The following is a 14,392-nucleotide window of genomic DNA, read 5'->3' on the forward strand; positions in this document are numbered from 1 at the left end:
CCTGCCCGCCCCAGCGGCGGCCAATGGCAAGGCCGGTCACCGGACAACCTACGCTCGGAGTGAGGGCGGCCGGTGCCAGAAACACGCGAACCCTGTCAGCCGCGCGCTCCGCCGAAGGAACCGCGCTTGACCGCCGTAACGAACGAGGACCAGCGGTCCGCCGAGAAGATCAGCGCCGGGCCGGTGACGGCCTTGCTGTCGCGGACGGGCACACCGGCGTGGCCGCGGGCGACCTCAATGCATTCGCCCTGACCGCCGCCGCTGTAGCTGGACTTGTACCAACCTGTGAGGGCGGACGAGTCGGAGACGGTGTGCTCACTGCTGACCATGTGCGTGTTCCTCTGCTGCTGCCCTCACGAGGGCCAGTGACTCCGTTTGCGACAACGCGTCGCTCAGCGCAAGAGCGTAGGCCGTTTGACTGGCGCTCACCAGGGCCGGGTCATCCATCAGGTGGCCGGTGAGGAATCCTTCGACGTAGGCGACCGGGGCGGAGTCCTCGAAGCTCATGAGGGTGAGCAGGCTCTCCATGAGCGCATGCGCCCCGGCGCTGTTCGGCAGTACGTGCAGCCGGAGTCGGCCTGCCTCGGCCAAGTCGGCAAGCTTGTCCAGCTGTTCCGCCATGACCGGCCCGCCGCCCACCTTGCGTCGAAGCACGGCCTCGTCGAGCAGCGTCCAGACGGCGGGGTTCAGTGGTCCGTCGAGGATCCGGGAGCGCTGTGTTCGGATGACAACGGCCTCGTCAAGTTCCTCCGCCGTGTGGTTCGGCCGGTACGCGCGAAACAGGGCACGCGCGTAGTCAGGGGTCTGGAGCACACCGGGAACCAGCGAAAGCCCGAACTGCTGGATCGTCGTGGCCTGTTGCTCCAGCTCGGCGGCCGCCGCGAAGTGGTCGGCGTACTTCGACTCCAGGTCCTCCAGCCAGCGCAGGAAGAACCCGTCCGTACCCAGCGCCCGGTCGATCCGCCGCGCGTCGTCCGGCTTCGGGAGCCGTCTGCCCGCCTCGAAGTGGCTGATCAGGGTGGGCGAGCACACGACCTCGTCGCCCAGCGCCTCCTGGGTGAGCCCGGCCGCTATCCGCCGCAGCCTCAACTCCTCCCCGTACTTCTCACGTGGCGTACGTGGACGGTGCTTCTCCATGTGAACCAACTCCCCAACCTGACGAGTGCGCTGTCAAGCCTCTGGTACTGGAAGCGTAGCCACTGCCGACCCCACGCTGTGAGTGATGTGCCACGGAGCGCAATCGCCGTGGTTCGCCTCACACCTGGAGAAAGCAGGTTGACATGCCCGAACTCATCTCCCGGCTCAAGGAGCGTTTCCTGCGCCGCCGGACGCCGGCACCGAGCTCCCACCCCGCCACGGACCCGTACGCGTGCCCCTACGTCGGCGGCCCGACGGCCTTCCGCACGGGAGAGCGCCCGCTGCGAGGTGAGGACAGTCCGCTGGTGCGCCCGTACCTGCTGGCGCACGAGCGGCGGTCGGCGCCCCGACGCGCGCTGTGGATCGCCGCGTGAACGCCGGGCGCCTGCTGCCCTGGACGGGCCCCGAGGGCAAGCCCTGCTATGTCGTCGGTGACGGCACGGGTTACGTATCCCGTCTCGCCGACGAGATCGAGAGCGTCCAACTCGGCATGGCGGACGACCTCCTCGGCCACGCCTCCGACCTCCTCGCGGATCAGGGCGTGACCAGCGGAGAGCTTCGGTATCTCGCGTGTCGCCTCAGCGAGTCCCTGCGGGACGTCACGCGCGTCGCCGAAAGCAGGGGAGCGCGGCTCATGCAGGGGGATTCCGCCCCCGAGTCCTGAAGGCTGTCCACAGGCCCCGTCCCACTGTCCGACCCCTACGCTACGTTCGGTCAATGTCCAACCAGGGTCAGGCCGTGGTCGAAGGGGTGCTGGAGCGGATCACCTACGCCAACGAGGAGAGCGGGTACACGGTCGCCCGCGTCGACACCGGTCGCGGTGGCGGGGATCTCCTCACGGTCGTCGGGGCGCTGCTCGGGGCCCAGCCGGGTGAGTCGTTGCGGATGGAGGGGCGTTGGGGGTCCCATCCGCAGTACGGCAAGCAGTTCACGGTCGAGAACTACACGACCGTGCTGCCCGCCACCATCCAGGGCATACGCCGCTATCTCGGCTCGGGGCTCATCAAGGGCATCGGCCCCGTCTTCGCGGACCGCATCACGACGCACTTCGGCCTTGACACCCTGGACATCCTCGAAGGGGCCCCCGGGCGCCTGATCGAGGTGCCGGGCCTGGGTCCCAAGCGGACCAGGAACATCACGGCCGCCTGGGAGGAACAGAAGGCGATCAAGGAGGTGATGGTCTTCCTCCAGGGGGTCGGCGTCTCCACCTCCATCGCCGTGCGCATCTACAAGAAGTACGGGGACGCCTCGACCTCCGTCGTACGCAACCAGCCCTATCGGCTGGCCGCCGACGTCTGGGGCATCGGCTTCCTCACCGCCGACCGGATCGCGCAGGCCGTCGGCATCCCGCACGACAGCCCCGACCGGGTCAAGGCGGGGCTGCAGTACGCCCTTTCGCAGTCGACCGACCAGGGGCACTGCTTCCTGCCCGAGGAGCAGCTGATCGCCGACGCCGTCAAGCTGCTCCAGGTCGACACCGGCCTGGTCATCGAGTGTCTGGCCGAGCTGGCGCAGGACCCGGAGGGGGTCGTACGGGAGTCGGTGCCCGGGCCCGAGGGGCAGCCGGTCACGGCCGTGTACCTGGTGCCGTTCCACCGCGCCGAGCTCTCCCTCGCCGGGCAGGTCGGGCGGCTGCTCCGCACCCCCGAGGACCGGATGCCGGGCTTCCAGGACGTCGCCTGGGACAAGGCCCTGGCCTGGCTCGCCGACCGCACCGGGGCCTCGCTCGCGCCCGAGCAGGAGGAGGCCGTGCGGCTCGCCCTGACCCGCAAGGTCGCCGTCCTGACGGGCGGGCCGGGGTGCGGGAAGTCGTTCACGGTCCGCTCGATCGTGGAGCTGGCCCGTGCCAAGCGCGCCAAGGTCGTCCTGGCCGCGCCCACGGGCCGCGCCGCCAAGCGCCTCGCCGAGCTGACCGGCGCCGAGGCGTCGACCGTCCACCGGCTCCTGGAGCTCAAGCCGGGCGGCGACGCGGCCTTCGACCGGGACCGGCCGCTCGACGCCGACCTGGTCGTGGTGGACGAGGCGTCCATGCTCGATCTGCTGCTCGCCAACAAGCTCGTGAAGGCGGTGGCACCCGGTGCCCACCTCCTCCTCGTCGGGGACGTGGACCAGCTGCCCTCGGTCGGCGCGGGCCAGGTGCTCGGCGACCTGCTGGCCCCGGACAGCCCGGTTCCGGCCGTACGGCTGACCCGGATCTTCCGGCAGGCGCAGCAGTCGGGGGTGGTGACCAACGCCCACCGCATCAACGCGGGGCTCCCGCCCGTCACCAGCGGCCTGCCGGACTTCTTCCTCTTCGCGGAGGACGAGACCGAGGACGCCGCCCGGGTCGCCGTCGAGGTCGCCGCACGGCGGATTCCCGCCAAGTTCGGTCTCGATCCGCGCCGGGACGTGCAGGTTCTTGCGCCCATGCACCGGGGCCCCGCCGGCGCGGGCGCGCTCAACGGACTGCTCCAGCAGGCCGTCACCCCGGCCCGCCCAGACCTCCCCGAGAAGCGGTTCGGCGGCCGGGTCTTCCGCGTCGGAGACAAGGTCACCCAGATCCGCAACAACTACGAGAAGGGCGCCAACGGCGTCTTCAACGGCACGGTCGGCGTCGTGACCTCGCTCGACACGGTCGAGCAGCGGCTGACCGTACGGACCGACGAGGACGAGGAAGTGCCGTACGACTTCGACGAGCTGGACGAACTGGCTCATGCCTACGCCGTCACCATCCACCGCTCGCAGGGCAGCGAGTACCCGGCGGTCGTGATCCCCGTCACCACCAGCGCCTGGATGATGCTCCAGCGGAACCTGCTCTACACGGCCGTCACCCGCGCCCGGAAGCTCGTCGTCCTGGTCGGTTCCCGCAAGGCGATCGCCCAGGCCGTCCGTACGGTATCCGCAGGCAGACGCTTCACCGCCCTGGCCCACCGGCTCTCGGCAGTCGTGTGAAAGAGGACCCCGGACTTCCACAAGCGGGGCGAAGGGGGCAAGATGAGCAGGTTGGCGGCACTGAGTGCCGCCAAATGGCCCAATGGTCGACCCCGAGTGCACTCTCCTGAGCCAAATGGGGGATGGTAGAGACAGTCAGGGCACCTCGAAGAAGAGGCACTACGTCGGTGAGGGATGACGTGAGCGACAACTCTGTAGTACTGCGGTACGCGGACGGTGAATACACCTACCCGGTGGTCGAGAGCACCGTCGGCGACAAGGGCTTCGACATCGGGAAGCTCCGAGCCCAGACCGGTCTGGTCACCCTGGACAGCGGATACGGCAACACCGCCGCCTATAAATCCGCCATCACCTACCTCGACGGCGAGCAGGGCATTCTGCGGTACCGCGGCTACCCCATCGAGCAGCTGGCGGAGCACTCCACCTTCCTCGAGGTGGCGCACCTGCTGATCAACGGTGAGCTTCCGAAGGTCGACGAGCTGTCGACCTTCCAGAACGAGATCACCCAGCACACGCTGCTGCACGAGGACGTCAAGCGCTTCTTCGGCGGCTTCCCGCGCGACGCCCACCCGATGGCGATGCTGTCCTCGGTGGTCTCGGCGCTGTCCACGTTCTACCAGGACAGCCACAACCCGTTCGACGAGAAGCAGCGTCACCTCTCGACGATCCGGCTGCTCGCCAAGCTGCCGACGATCGCGGCGTACGCCTACAAGAAGTCGATCGGCCACCCCTTCGTCTACCCGCGCAACGACCTCGGGTACGTCGAGAACTTCCTGCGCATGACCTTCTCGGTCCCGGCCCAGGAGTACGAGCTGGACCCGGTCGTGGTCTCGGCGCTCGACAAGCTGCTGATCCTGCACGCGGACCACGAGCAGAACTGTTCGACGTCCACCGTCCGTCTGGTGGGTTCGAGCCAGGCGAACATGTTCGCGTCGATCTCCGCCGGCATCTCGGCCCTGTGGGGCCCGCTGCACGGTGGCGCCAACCAGTCGGTCCTCGAGATGCTCGAGGGTATCCAGGCCAACGGCGGCGACGTCGACTCCTTCATCAACAAGGTGAAGAACAAGGAGGACGGCGTCCGCCTGATGGGCTTCGGCCACCGGGTGTACAAGTCCTTCGACCCGCGCGCCAAGATCATCAAGGCCGCGGCGCACGACGTGCTCTCCGCGCTCGGCAAGTCCGACGAGCTGCTGGACATCGCGCTCAAGCTGGAGGAGCACGCGCTCTCCGACGACTACTTCGTCTCGCGCAACCTCTACCCGAACGTGGACTTCTACACGGGCCTCATCTACCGCGCGATGGGCTTCCCGACCGAGATGTTCACCGTGCTCTTCGCGCTCGGCCGCCTGCCGGGCTGGATCGCCCAGTGGCACGAGATGATCAAGGAGCCGGGCTCCCGCATCGGCCGCCCGCGCCAGATCTACACCGGAGAGGTCCTGCGCGACTTCGTCCCGGTCGAGGGCCGCTGAGCCTCGGGCCGCTGAAGCCCCTCCTCTTCACGAGGCGCTGAACGAAAAGCGCCCCGCTGTCGATCCCCCCACGGGTCGACGAGCGGGGCGCTTCCCATATCCCCGGTGCGGATTCCCCCCACGGGATCCGGGCCGGGCGTCTGCCGGGTTCGACAGAAGCTACGCGGGTCTGCGCGGTCTGCCGGGGTACGTACGTACGGGAGGGCCGCTCAAAGCTCCCCGGTGCACGTGCCCCGGCCAACGCTTGCCTGGGACGTCCCCCAAGACATCCCATGAACGTCCCCCAAGACGTTCTTGGCATCGCCCACTTAGACTCGCGAACGGCCCGAATGGTTACCCCTAAATATCTGTGATCTAGGTCTCTTTGTGAAGGTCCTGTGCGTCACGTGTAGGTGAATTCACGTGAACCTCCGAAGTCGCAGGCTGTTTGTCACGACAAAGACGGACGAAAAGGCCATGGCCAGGCCCGCGATCATCGGGTTGAGCAGGCCGAGCGCCGCCAGCGGCAGAGCCGCGCAGTTGTAGCCGAAGGCCCAGCCCAGGTTCCCCTTGATCGTCGCCAGGGTGCGGCGGGAGAGCCGGATCGCGTCCGCCGCCACCCGGAGGTCGCCGCGGACCAGTGTCAGGTCGCTCGCCTCGATGGCCGCGTCCGTGCCGGTGCCCATGGCCAGGCCCAGATCGGCGGTGGCGAGTGCCGCCGCGTCGTTCACGCCGTCGCCGACCATCGCGACCGTCCGGCCCTCCGCCTGGAGGCGCCGGACCACATCGACCTTCTCCTGCGGGAGCACTTCGGCGAAGACCCGGTCCGCGTCGATGCCCACCTCGGCCGCGACCGTCTCCGCGACGGCCCGCCCGTCGCCGGTCAGCAGGACCGGGGTCAGGCCGAGGGCGCGCAGCCGGACGACGGCCTCCGCGCTGGTCTCCTTGACCGCGTCGGCGACGGTGAAGGCACCGCGCGCCCGGCCGTCCCAGGCGACCAGGACCGCGCCGGGCTCCGGCACCCCGGGCACCTCCACGCCCTCGGCCCCGAGCAGCGCCGCGCGGCCGACCAGGACCCGGTGGCCGTCGACCGTGCCGCGCACACCGAGACCGGGCACGTTCTCGAAGGACGCCGGCACGGGGAGCTCGCCCACGGGCTGCCCGAGCCTCTCCGCGGCGCCCGCCGCGACCGCTCGGGCGACCGGGTGCTCGGAGGCGTGCTCCAGGGCGCCCGCGAGGCGCAGCAGCCGGGCCTCGTCCTCGCCCTCGTACGCGTACACCTTCTGGAGCCGCATCCGGCCGGTCGTGACGGTGCCGGTCTTGTCGAGGACCACCGTGTCGACGCGGCGGGTGGACTCCAGGACCTCCGGGCCCTTGATGAGGATGCCGAGCTGCGCGCCGCGGCCGGTGCCGACCATGAGCGCGGTCGGGGTCGCGAGGCCCAGGGCGCACGGGCAGGCGATGACGAGGACGGCCACGGCGGCGGTGAACGCGCCCGTGGTGTCCTCCAGCACGAACAGCCAGGTCAGCAGGGTGCCGAGGGCGATGTAGAAGACCACGGGTACGAAGACGGCGGAGATCCTGTCCGCCAGGCGCTGGGCCTCGGCCTTGCCGTTCTGCGCGTCCTCGACCAGCTTCGCCATCCGGGCCAGCTGGGTGTCCGCGCCGACCCGGGTTGCCTCGACGACGAGTCGGCCGGAGCTGTTGACGCAGCCGCCGGTGACCGGGTCGCCGACCGTGACGTCGACCGGGACGGACTCGCCGGTGAGCAGCGAGGCGTCGACGGCGGAGGCGCCCTCGGTCACGGTGCCGTCGGTGGCGATCTTCTCGCCGGGGCGTACGACGAACAGGTCGCCGGTCCTGAGGGCGGATACCGGGATCCGTACCTCCGTGCCTCCCCGCAGGACCGCCACGTCCTTGGCGCCCAGCTCCATCAGCGCGCGGAGCGCGGCGCCGGCCTTCCGCTTGGCCCGCGCCTCCAGAAAGCGGCCGAGCAGGATGAAGGTGACGACACCGGCCGCGACCTCCAGATAGATGCTGAAGGCGCCGTCGGTGCGGCCGACGGTCGGGTCGAAGCCGTGCCGCATCCCGGTCATGCCCGCGGTGCCGAAGAACAGCGCCCACAGCGACCAGCCGAAGGCGGCCAGCGTGCCGACCGAGACGAGGGTGTCCATCGTCGCGGCGCCGTGCCGCAGGTTGGTCCAGGCGGCGCGGTGGAACGGCAGTCCGCCCCAGACGGCGACCGGGGTGGCCAGGGTCAGGGAGAGCCACTGCCAGTTGTCGAACTGGAGGGCCGGGACCATGGCGAGCAGGACGACGGGTGCGGAGAGCAGGGCGGAGACGGTCAGCCGCTGACGGAGCGAGGCGAGTTCGGGGTCCGCGTCCCGCGTCGTTGCCGAAGACGGCACAGGCTCCGGATCCGGCGGCGGGGGTTCCTCGGCCGTGTACCCGGTCTTGACGACGGTCGCGATCAGATCGGCGACCTCGGTCCCCGGCGGGTGCTCGATCCGCGCCTTCTCCGTCGCATAGTTCACGGTCGCGGTGACACCGTCCATGCGGTTGAGCTTCTTCTCGACGCGGGCCGCGCAGGAGGCGCAGGTCATCCCGCCGATGACGAGCTCGGTCGTGAGGGTGGGCGCGGGGCTCGATGTCATGTGCGGTTCCAAAGGGGAGCAGGGCCGTACCGCGTAACGGTACGGCCCTGCGTATGTATGCCGGGAAGAGCCTTGGGGCCTGCCCTGCGGATCAGCCCCTAGGCCTGGCCGACGAGCTCGTAGCCGGCCTCGTCGACGGCGGCGCGGACGGCTTCCTCGTCGAGCGGGGCCTCGGAGACCACGGTGACCTGGCCGGTGGCGGCCACGGCCTTGACGGAGGAGACCCCGGCGATCTCGGAGATCTCACTGGTGACCGCGCCCTCACAGTGCCCGCAGGTCATTCCCTTGACCTGGTAGACGGTGGTGAGTTCGGTCTTCGTCTCGGCGGTCATGACGGTCTCCTCTTCGAGCGCGTGCTGGTTCAGGCTCGTACTGAAGCACACCCTATACCCCTAGGGGGTATGAATTCCACCCTCGTGGCGCCCCCGTCGTGCGAGCGCGCGCAGCCACGTGGGTTCGGGGAGGAAACCGCTGCCGGCGAGTCGGTCAGGGAGTCCTGGTGAGAGGCCCCTCGACGCTCGCCTCGCCGACCAGCGGGTCGAGGTAGCGGAAGAGGACCTTCTTCAGCTCGGCGGAGGTGGCGTCCCGCTCCGGCCCCTCGGGCGCGGCGAGGACCAGGGCGAGGCCGCCCTTGAAGACGGCGAAGGTCATGTCGGCGATGCGGGCGCGCTCCTCCTCCGGGAGGTCCGGGAGGTAGTGGCCGAGCAGGTCGCGCACGCGGGCCAGGAGCGAGGCGTGCAGCTCGTCGTGCTCCTCGGCGATCCGGCCGGGGATCTCGGAGCCGTGCATCAGCGCGAGGAAGACCGGGTTCTGGCAGTTGAACTCGATCAGTGGGTCGACGACCGCGTCGAGCAGCTCGGGCAGCGGCAGCGCGAGGTTCTCCGGCGTGAACGCCTGGCCGTGCGCCTCCCGCATCTCGTGCATGAGGCGGCCGCCGAGCTCGACGGCGATCGCCTCCTTGTTGGGGAAGTACTGGTAGAGCGTGCCGGGGGAGACGCCGGCGTCGCGGGCGATCGCGTTGGTGCTGGTCGCCGTGTACCCGTACGCGCAGAAGGTGTTCGCGGCCGCCTGGAGCAGCTGTGCGATGCGGCGCTCGCCGCGGGCCTGGCGGCGGCGCGGCTTCGGTTCTTCGGACATGGCTGTCCCCAGCTTCCTCAACACGTTTGACAAACGCGAGTGGTCGCTCGCATTCTTGGGAAACGCGAGTGATCGCTCGTGTTTGCCAGTCTATGGCAATGAGCGACCCATGCGGCCTGCCGGGAAGCGAGCGCATGGGTCACGGTGAAGGGGACACCGCGTCATGGCCGAAGTCAAGAATTCAGGGCCCGCCCGGGGCGGGGGGTGGACCCGGTTCGTGACGGCCAGGCCACGCCTGTCCTTGCTGGTCGCCCTCGTGATCACCGCGCTCGCCGTCCTCGCGGGCGGCGGGGTCGCCGACCGGATGGGCAGCGGCGGCTGGGAGGACCCCGACGGCGAATCCACGTACGCGACCCAGGTCCTGGAGCGGGAGTTCCCCGCCTCCCAGCCCAATCTGCTCCTCCTCGTCGACGCGGGGGCGGCCGGGGTCGACGACCGGGCCGTGGCGGCCGAGGCGCGGCGGCTGGCGGAGCGGCTCGACGCCGAGCCGGGGGTGAGCGGCGTCGGTTCGTACTGGGGGACCGGGTCCCCCGCCCTGCGCTCCGAGGACGGACGGCAGGCCGTGATAGCCGCCCGCATCGAGGGTGAGGAGAAGGCGGCGGGCGAGATCCTCCAGAAGATCGCCCCCGAGTACCGGGGCACGCACGGGCCGGTCGAGGTGTCCGTCGGTGGGCCGCTGGCCGTCATGCACGAGATGCAGACGGTCATTCAGGAGGACCTGCTGCGCGCCGAGCTGATCGCCCTGCCCGTGACGCTCGTCCTGCTCGTCATGGTCTTCGGCAGTGCGGTCGCCGCGCTCCTGCCGCTCGGCATCGGCATCGTGGCCATCCTCGGGACGAACGCGGTACTGCGCGGCATCACGGAGTTCACCGACGTCTCGGTCTTCGCCCAGAACCTGACCACCGCCCTCGGGCTCGGACTCGCCATCGACTACGCCCTGTTCGTGGTCCGCAGATTCCGCGAGGAGCTGGCCGCCGGCGCCGACGTCAGGACCGCCGTCGGCACCACCCTGCGCACGGCCGGGCGGACCGTGCTCTTCTCCGCCCTGACCGTGGCCGTCTCGCTCGCCGCGATGCTGGTCTTCCCGCAGTACTTCCTGCGCTCCTTCGCCTACGCGGGCATCGCCGTGGTGCTGCTCGCCGCGGCGGCCGCCCTGATCCTGCTGCCGGCCGCGCTCCTGCTGCTCGGGGAGCGGGTGAACGCGCTCGACCTGCGGCGTCTGTTCCGGCGCCGCCGGTCCTCCGAAGGCGCCGAGTCCGGGGCCGGTCCCCGTGCCGAGTCCGGGGCCGGCTGGGCGTGGACGGCGGCGCTGGTCATGCGCCGGGCCCCGGTCTTCGCCGTGGCCACGACCGCCGGTCTCGTCCTCCTCGGACTGCCCTTCCTGGACGTGAAGTTCGGCACCGCCGACGACCGGCAGCTGCCGGTCACCGCCGAGTCCCGGGTGGTCCAGGACCAGTTGCGGGACGGCTTCCCCGGCAGCCCGGGCGGCGGACTCACCGTGCTCGCCGAGGGCCCCGCGACCCCCGCCCAGTACGCCGCGTACCGCGAGCGGATCGAGGGCCTCGACGGGATCGAGCGGATCGACGGGCCGGTCACCTCGGGCGCCGGAGCGGACGCCCGCGCGTACTTCACCGTCGTGCCCGAGGGCGAGGCCGTCGGGGACACCGCCCAGAGCGCCGTGGGCGAACTGCGCGCGCAGGAAGCCCCGTTCGACACCTCGGTGACCGGGGCGGCCGCCGTCCTCGTCGACTCCAAGGACGCCATCGCCGACCGGCTGCCCTGGGCGGCGGCGATCATCGCCGTCGTCACCCTGCTCCTGGTCTTCCTGCTCACCGGCAGCGTGCTGATCCCTCTCCAGGCCGTCGTTCTCAACGCGCTCAGCCTCACCGCGATGTTCGGCGCGGTCGTCTGGGTCTTCCAGGAGGGTCATCTGTCCGGGTTGCTCGGCTTCACCTCGACCGGCGACATCGAGACGACCCTCCCGGTGCTGATGTTCTGCGTGGCCTTCGGGCTCTCCATGGACTACGGCGTCTTCCTGCTCTCCCGGATCAAGGAGGAGTACGACGCGACCGGCGACCACGACCACGCGGTCCGGTTCGGACTGCGCCACACGGGCGGGCTGATCACCGCCGCGGCCGTGATCCTCGCCGTCGTGATGGTGGCCATCGGCACCTCCCGGGTGACCAACACGAAGATGCTCGGCCTGGGCGTCGCGCTCGCCGTGCTGATGGACGCGATGGTGGTGCGCAGCCTGCTCGTCCCGGCCGTGATGAAACTGACCGGGCGGCTGACCTGGTGGGCACCCGGCCCGCTGCGGCGCTTCCACGACCGGTTCGGCATCAGCGAGGGCGGCGCCGCGCCGACGACCGTCACGGGGGCGGGTCCTGCGGAGCGGGCGAACGACACCGCCCGGGACAAGGAGCCCGTCGCGAGCTAGGTTCGAAGGCCGGATTCCGGTACGCGGTGAAGGGCGGGGCCCATGAAGGCAGTGGTGTTCGAGCAGTACGGACAGGACGCGGAGATCCGGGAGGTACCGGACCCCGCCCCCTCCGCCCACGGCGTGGTCGTCCGGGTCGAGGCGACCGGTCTGTGCCGCAGCGACTGGCACGGCTGGATGGGACACGACCCCGACATCGTCCTGCCGCACGTCCCCGGGCACGAACTCGCCGGCGTCGTGGAGGCGGTGGGCGCGGACGTGGCGCACTGGAAGCCCGGGGACCGGGTCACCGTGCCGTTCGTCTGCGCCTGCGGGAGCTGTCCGTCCTGCGCGGCCGGGGACCAGCAGGTCTGTGAGCGGCAGACGCAGCCCGGCTTCACCCACTGGGGCTCGTTCGCCGAGTACGTCGCCCTGGAGCACGCGGACGTGAACCTGGTGGCGGTGCCGGAGGAACTGTCCTTCGCGACGGCGGCCGGGCTCGGGTGCCGGTTCGCGACCGCGTTCCGGGCCGTGGTCGCCCAAGGGCGGCTCGCGGCGGGCGAGTTCGTCGCCGTCCATGGGTGCGGGGGCGTCGGGCTGTCGGCCGTGATGATCGCGGCGGCCTGCGGGGCGCGGGTGGTCGCCGTCGACGTGTCGCCGCCGGCGCTGGAACTGGCGCGGGCGTTCGGAGCGGCGGAGTGCGTCGACGCCTCCGCCCTGGCGGCGACGCCCGGGGGGACGGCGGCGGCGGTGCGGGAGCTGACCGGCGGCGGCGCCCACCTGTCGATCGACGCGCTCGGCTCCCCGGCCACCTGCGCCGCCTCGGTGGAGAGCCTGCGCCGCAGGGGCCGGCACGTGCAGGTCGGTCTGCTTCCCCCGGCTGCCGGGGACCCGGTCGTGCCGATGTCCCGGGTGATCGGTCTCGAACTGGAGATCCTCGGCAGCCACGGCATGGCCGCGCACACCTACGGTCCGATGATGGAGATGGTCCGCGCGGGCAGGCTGCTCCCCGACCGGCTCGTCACCGCCACGATTCCGCTCGCGGCGGCCCCTGCCGCGCTGGCGGCGATGGGCTCGGCGCCCGGATCGGGCGTGACGGTCGTCCGGCCCTGGTCCTGACGGCCCGAGGCCCCGGGTCGGGTGACGACGGGGGCCCTCGGGCGTGGCGGGAGGCGCGAGGTCAGTCGCGGCGGCTCCGGTTGCCCGGGCGGTTGGCCACCCAGCCGCGGATCGTGTCCGCGTACCAGTACGGCTTGCCCGACTCGACGTGATCGGGCGGCGGAAGGAGACCGTGCTTCCGGTAGGAACGGACGGTGTCCGGCTGCACCTTGATGTGCGCGGCAATGTCCTTGTACGACCAGAGCTTTCTTTCCGTCATGCGGGGCACCTCCCTGCGCGCCTCGCAGCGGCGGCGGGGGTGCCGTTCGGGGGAGCTGCGGGCCGGCGCTGGCGATCACTGAGCCTGTGCCCGATGCAACGACCCCTCCGAACGAGAAGAGAGCGGCTGTCGACCGGCTGTGACGGAAAGCCCGCGTAACGGAGACATGTGTGACGACAGGAGGACGGACGTGACGTAAGTGACGCACGATCAAATAGGTGCGGATCGGCGCGCCTCGGTGCCATCGGGCGCCGGAACCTATGCCCCGCAGGAGCGCAGGAGACGGCGCGTGCGGACCGCGATCGGATACGGCGTGTCGGGGTCGCACGGGTACATGTCCTGCTCGACGATGGCGAACAGTTCCACGTCCAGGGCCTGCGCCGCTGCCAGGACCGGTTCCAGGGCGGGGACACCGGACGGCGGCTCGCACATCACGCCCCGTGCCACGGCCGGACCGAAGGGCACCTCGTCCGCGACGACGCCGGCCAGGATCTCCGGATCGACCTGCTTGAGATGCAGATAGCCGATCCGCTCGCCGTAGGTCTCGATCAGCTTGACGCTGTCGCCGCCGCAGTACGCGTAGTGCCCGGTGTCCAGGCAGAGCGAGACCAGGTCGGGATCGGTGGCGTCCAGGAAGCGCGCCACGTTCTCCTCGCTGTCGACATGGGTGTCCGCGTGCGGATGGACGACGATCCGCAGGCCGTACCGTTCCCGGACCTCATGACCCAGACGCTCGGTCAGACCGGTCAGATCGCGCCACTGTGCGGGGGTGAGCGTGCGGTCCTCCAGGACCGCGCCGGTCTTGTCGTCCCGCCAGAAGGACGGGATGACGACCAGGTGCTCCGCACCCATCGCCTGGGCCAGGGCCGCGTTGTCGGCGACATGGGCCCAGGTCCGGTCCCAGACGGCGGGACCGTGGTGCAGCCCGGTGAACACCGTCCCGGCCGAGACGCGAAGCCCCCGGCGGCCCGTCTCCTCAGCCAGCACCGCGGGGTCGGTGGGCAGATAGCCGTACGGGCCGAGTTCGATCCACTCGTAACCGGCCCCGGCGACCTCGTCGAGGAAGCGCTGCCAGGGGACCTGCCGGGGATCGTCGGCGAACCAGACGCCCCAGGAGTCGGGGGCGGAGCCGATGCGGATACGGGACAGAGGCGACGGCTGCGTCATGACAGCCACCTTGACCGCGCCCGGAACGACGAGTCAAGACGCTCGTCCGAATGTAAGGACATAGCGTTGACAGTGTTCGGGGCGGAAGGCTAGACCTGGGTGCGGGGCCGAGGCGAGAGGTGGC

Annotated in this window: 13 protein-coding genes; 6 read left to right on the forward strand and 7 right to left on the reverse strand. The window is 70.7% G+C overall.

Annotation, left to right across the window (positions count from 1 at the left end; genetic code table 11):
- Positions 1–95 precede the first annotated feature (95 nt).
- A complete protein-coding gene (locus tag ACFV9D_RS17460; protein ID WP_385146335.1) occupies positions 96–329 on the reverse strand; it encodes a DUF397 domain-containing protein in 234 nt (77 codons plus the stop codon).
- Positions 316–1,137 carry a Scr1 family TA system antitoxin-like transcriptional regulator gene (locus ACFV9D_RS17465; protein WP_385146337.1) on the reverse strand — a complete coding sequence of 274 codons (822 nt, stop codon included), beginning with the start codon at positions 1,135–1,137 and terminating at the stop codon, positions 316–318. Before ACFV9D_RS17465 ends, ACFV9D_RS17460 begins: the two co-directional genes overlap by 14 nt.
- A 143-nt stretch (positions 1,138–1,280) precedes the next feature.
- Here ACFV9D_RS17465 and ACFV9D_RS17470 point away from each other — a divergent pair, with 143 nt between their 5' ends.
- The 4 genes from ACFV9D_RS17470 to ACFV9D_RS17485 all read left to right on the forward strand — a co-directional run bounded on the left by ACFV9D_RS17470 (position 1,281) and on the right by ACFV9D_RS17485 (position 5,537).
- Positions 1,281–1,511: a hypothetical protein gene (locus ACFV9D_RS17470; RefSeq protein ID WP_385146339.1), complete on the forward strand. Its 231-nt coding sequence runs from the start codon at positions 1,281–1,283 to the stop codon at positions 1,509–1,511.
- A complete protein-coding gene (locus ACFV9D_RS17475) occupies positions 1,508–1,801 on the forward strand; it encodes a hypothetical protein (RefSeq protein ID WP_385146341.1) in 294 nt (97 codons plus the stop codon). Before ACFV9D_RS17470 ends, ACFV9D_RS17475 begins: the two co-directional genes overlap by 4 nt.
- Positions 1,802–1,854: 53 nt before the next feature.
- Positions 1,855–4,068, forward strand: a complete 2,214-nt coding sequence (locus tag ACFV9D_RS17480; protein WP_385146343.1) for an ATP-dependent RecD-like DNA helicase — start codon at positions 1,855–1,857, stop codon at positions 4,066–4,068.
- A gap of 179 nt (positions 4,069–4,247) precedes the next feature.
- Complete coding sequence (locus ACFV9D_RS17485) at positions 4,248–5,537, forward strand: citrate synthase (RefSeq protein WP_329120354.1); 1,290 nt, start codon at positions 4,248–4,250, stop codon at positions 5,535–5,537.
- Between the two features lie 398 nt (positions 5,538–5,935).
- Here the strand turns inward: ACFV9D_RS17485 and ACFV9D_RS17490 are convergent, their stop codons facing one another.
- The 3 genes from ACFV9D_RS17490 to ACFV9D_RS17500 form a co-directional block, all read right to left on the reverse strand.
- Positions 5,936–8,170, reverse strand: coding sequence for a heavy metal translocating P-type ATPase (locus ACFV9D_RS17490; protein WP_385146346.1), 2,235 nt, complete (start codon positions 8,168–8,170; stop codon positions 5,936–5,938).
- Positions 8,171–8,268: 98 nt separating this feature from the next.
- On the reverse strand, positions 8,269–8,502 hold the full coding sequence (locus ACFV9D_RS17495) for a heavy-metal-associated domain-containing protein (RefSeq protein ID WP_385146348.1): 234 nt from the start codon (positions 8,500–8,502) through the stop codon (positions 8,269–8,271).
- 154 nt (positions 8,503–8,656) lie between these two features.
- Complete coding sequence (locus tag ACFV9D_RS17500; RefSeq protein WP_385146350.1) at positions 8,657–9,307, reverse strand: TetR/AcrR family transcriptional regulator; 651 nt, start codon at positions 9,305–9,307, stop codon at positions 8,657–8,659.
- Between the two features lie 163 nt (positions 9,308–9,470).
- Between ACFV9D_RS17500 and ACFV9D_RS17505 the strand changes: the two genes are divergently transcribed.
- On the forward strand, positions 9,471–11,744 hold the full coding sequence (locus ACFV9D_RS17505; RefSeq protein ID WP_385146352.1) for an MMPL family transporter: 2,274 nt from the start codon (positions 9,471–9,473) through the stop codon (positions 11,742–11,744).
- 42 nt (positions 11,745–11,786) lie between these two features.
- Complete coding sequence (locus ACFV9D_RS17510; RefSeq protein WP_385146354.1) at positions 11,787–12,842, forward strand: zinc-dependent alcohol dehydrogenase family protein; 1,056 nt, start codon at positions 11,787–11,789, stop codon at positions 12,840–12,842.
- Positions 12,843–12,903: 61 nt separating this feature from the next.
- Here the strand turns inward: ACFV9D_RS17510 and ACFV9D_RS17515 are convergent, their stop codons facing one another.
- Together ACFV9D_RS17515 and ACFV9D_RS17520 are read right to left on the reverse strand one after the other, a co-directional pair.
- Positions 12,904–13,101, reverse strand: coding sequence for a helix-turn-helix transcriptional regulator (locus tag ACFV9D_RS17515; protein WP_385146356.1), 198 nt, complete (start codon positions 13,099–13,101; stop codon positions 12,904–12,906).
- A 258-nt stretch (positions 13,102–13,359) separates the two neighbouring features.
- The gene (locus ACFV9D_RS17520; RefSeq protein ID WP_385146358.1) at positions 13,360–14,268 is read right to left on the reverse strand and encodes a sugar phosphate isomerase/epimerase family protein; all 909 of its coding nucleotides are present in this window, start codon (positions 14,266–14,268) and stop codon (positions 13,360–13,362) included.
- Between the last annotated feature and the right edge of the window lie 124 nt (positions 14,269–14,392).

Origin of the sequence: Streptomyces sp. NPDC059875 (assembly GCF_042731085.1) — a bacterium.
Lineage (GTDB): Bacteria > Actinomycetota > Actinomycetes > Streptomycetales > Streptomycetaceae > Streptomyces.

Excerpts from the sequence above, each read along its gene's own strand:
- ACFV9D_RS17460 (WP_385146335.1), bottom strand. The coding sequence starts at position 329 with ATGGTCAGCAGTGAGCACACCGTCTCCGACTCGTCCGCCCTCACAGGT.
- ACFV9D_RS17465 (WP_385146337.1), bottom strand. The coding sequence starts at position 1,137 with ATGGAGAAGCACCGTCCACGTACGCCACGTGAGAAGTACGGGGAGGAG.
- ACFV9D_RS17470 (WP_385146339.1), top strand. The coding sequence starts at position 1,281 with ATGCCCGAACTCATCTCCCGGCTCAAGGAGCGTTTCCTGCGCCGCCGG.
- ACFV9D_RS17480 (WP_385146343.1), top strand. The coding sequence starts at position 1,855 with ATGTCCAACCAGGGTCAGGCCGTGGTCGAAGGGGTGCTGGAGCGGATC.
- ACFV9D_RS17490 (WP_385146346.1), bottom strand. The coding sequence starts at position 8,170 with ATGACATCGAGCCCCGCGCCCACCCTCACGACCGAGCTCGTCATCGGC.
- ACFV9D_RS17495 (WP_385146348.1), bottom strand. The coding sequence starts at position 8,502 with ATGACCGCCGAGACGAAGACCGAACTCACCACCGTCTACCAGGTCAAG.
- ACFV9D_RS17500 (WP_385146350.1), bottom strand. The coding sequence starts at position 9,307 with ATGTCCGAAGAACCGAAGCCGCGCCGCCGCCAGGCCCGCGGCGAGCGC.
- ACFV9D_RS17505 (WP_385146352.1), top strand. The coding sequence starts at position 9,471 with ATGGCCGAAGTCAAGAATTCAGGGCCCGCCCGGGGCGGGGGGTGGACC.
- ACFV9D_RS17510 (WP_385146354.1), top strand. The coding sequence starts at position 11,787 with ATGAAGGCAGTGGTGTTCGAGCAGTACGGACAGGACGCGGAGATCCGG.
- ACFV9D_RS17515 (WP_385146356.1), bottom strand. The coding sequence starts at position 13,101 with ATGACGGAAAGAAAGCTCTGGTCGTACAAGGACATTGCCGCGCACATC.
- ACFV9D_RS17520 (WP_385146358.1), bottom strand. The coding sequence starts at position 14,268 with ATGACGCAGCCGTCGCCTCTGTCCCGTATCCGCATCGGCTCCGCCCCC.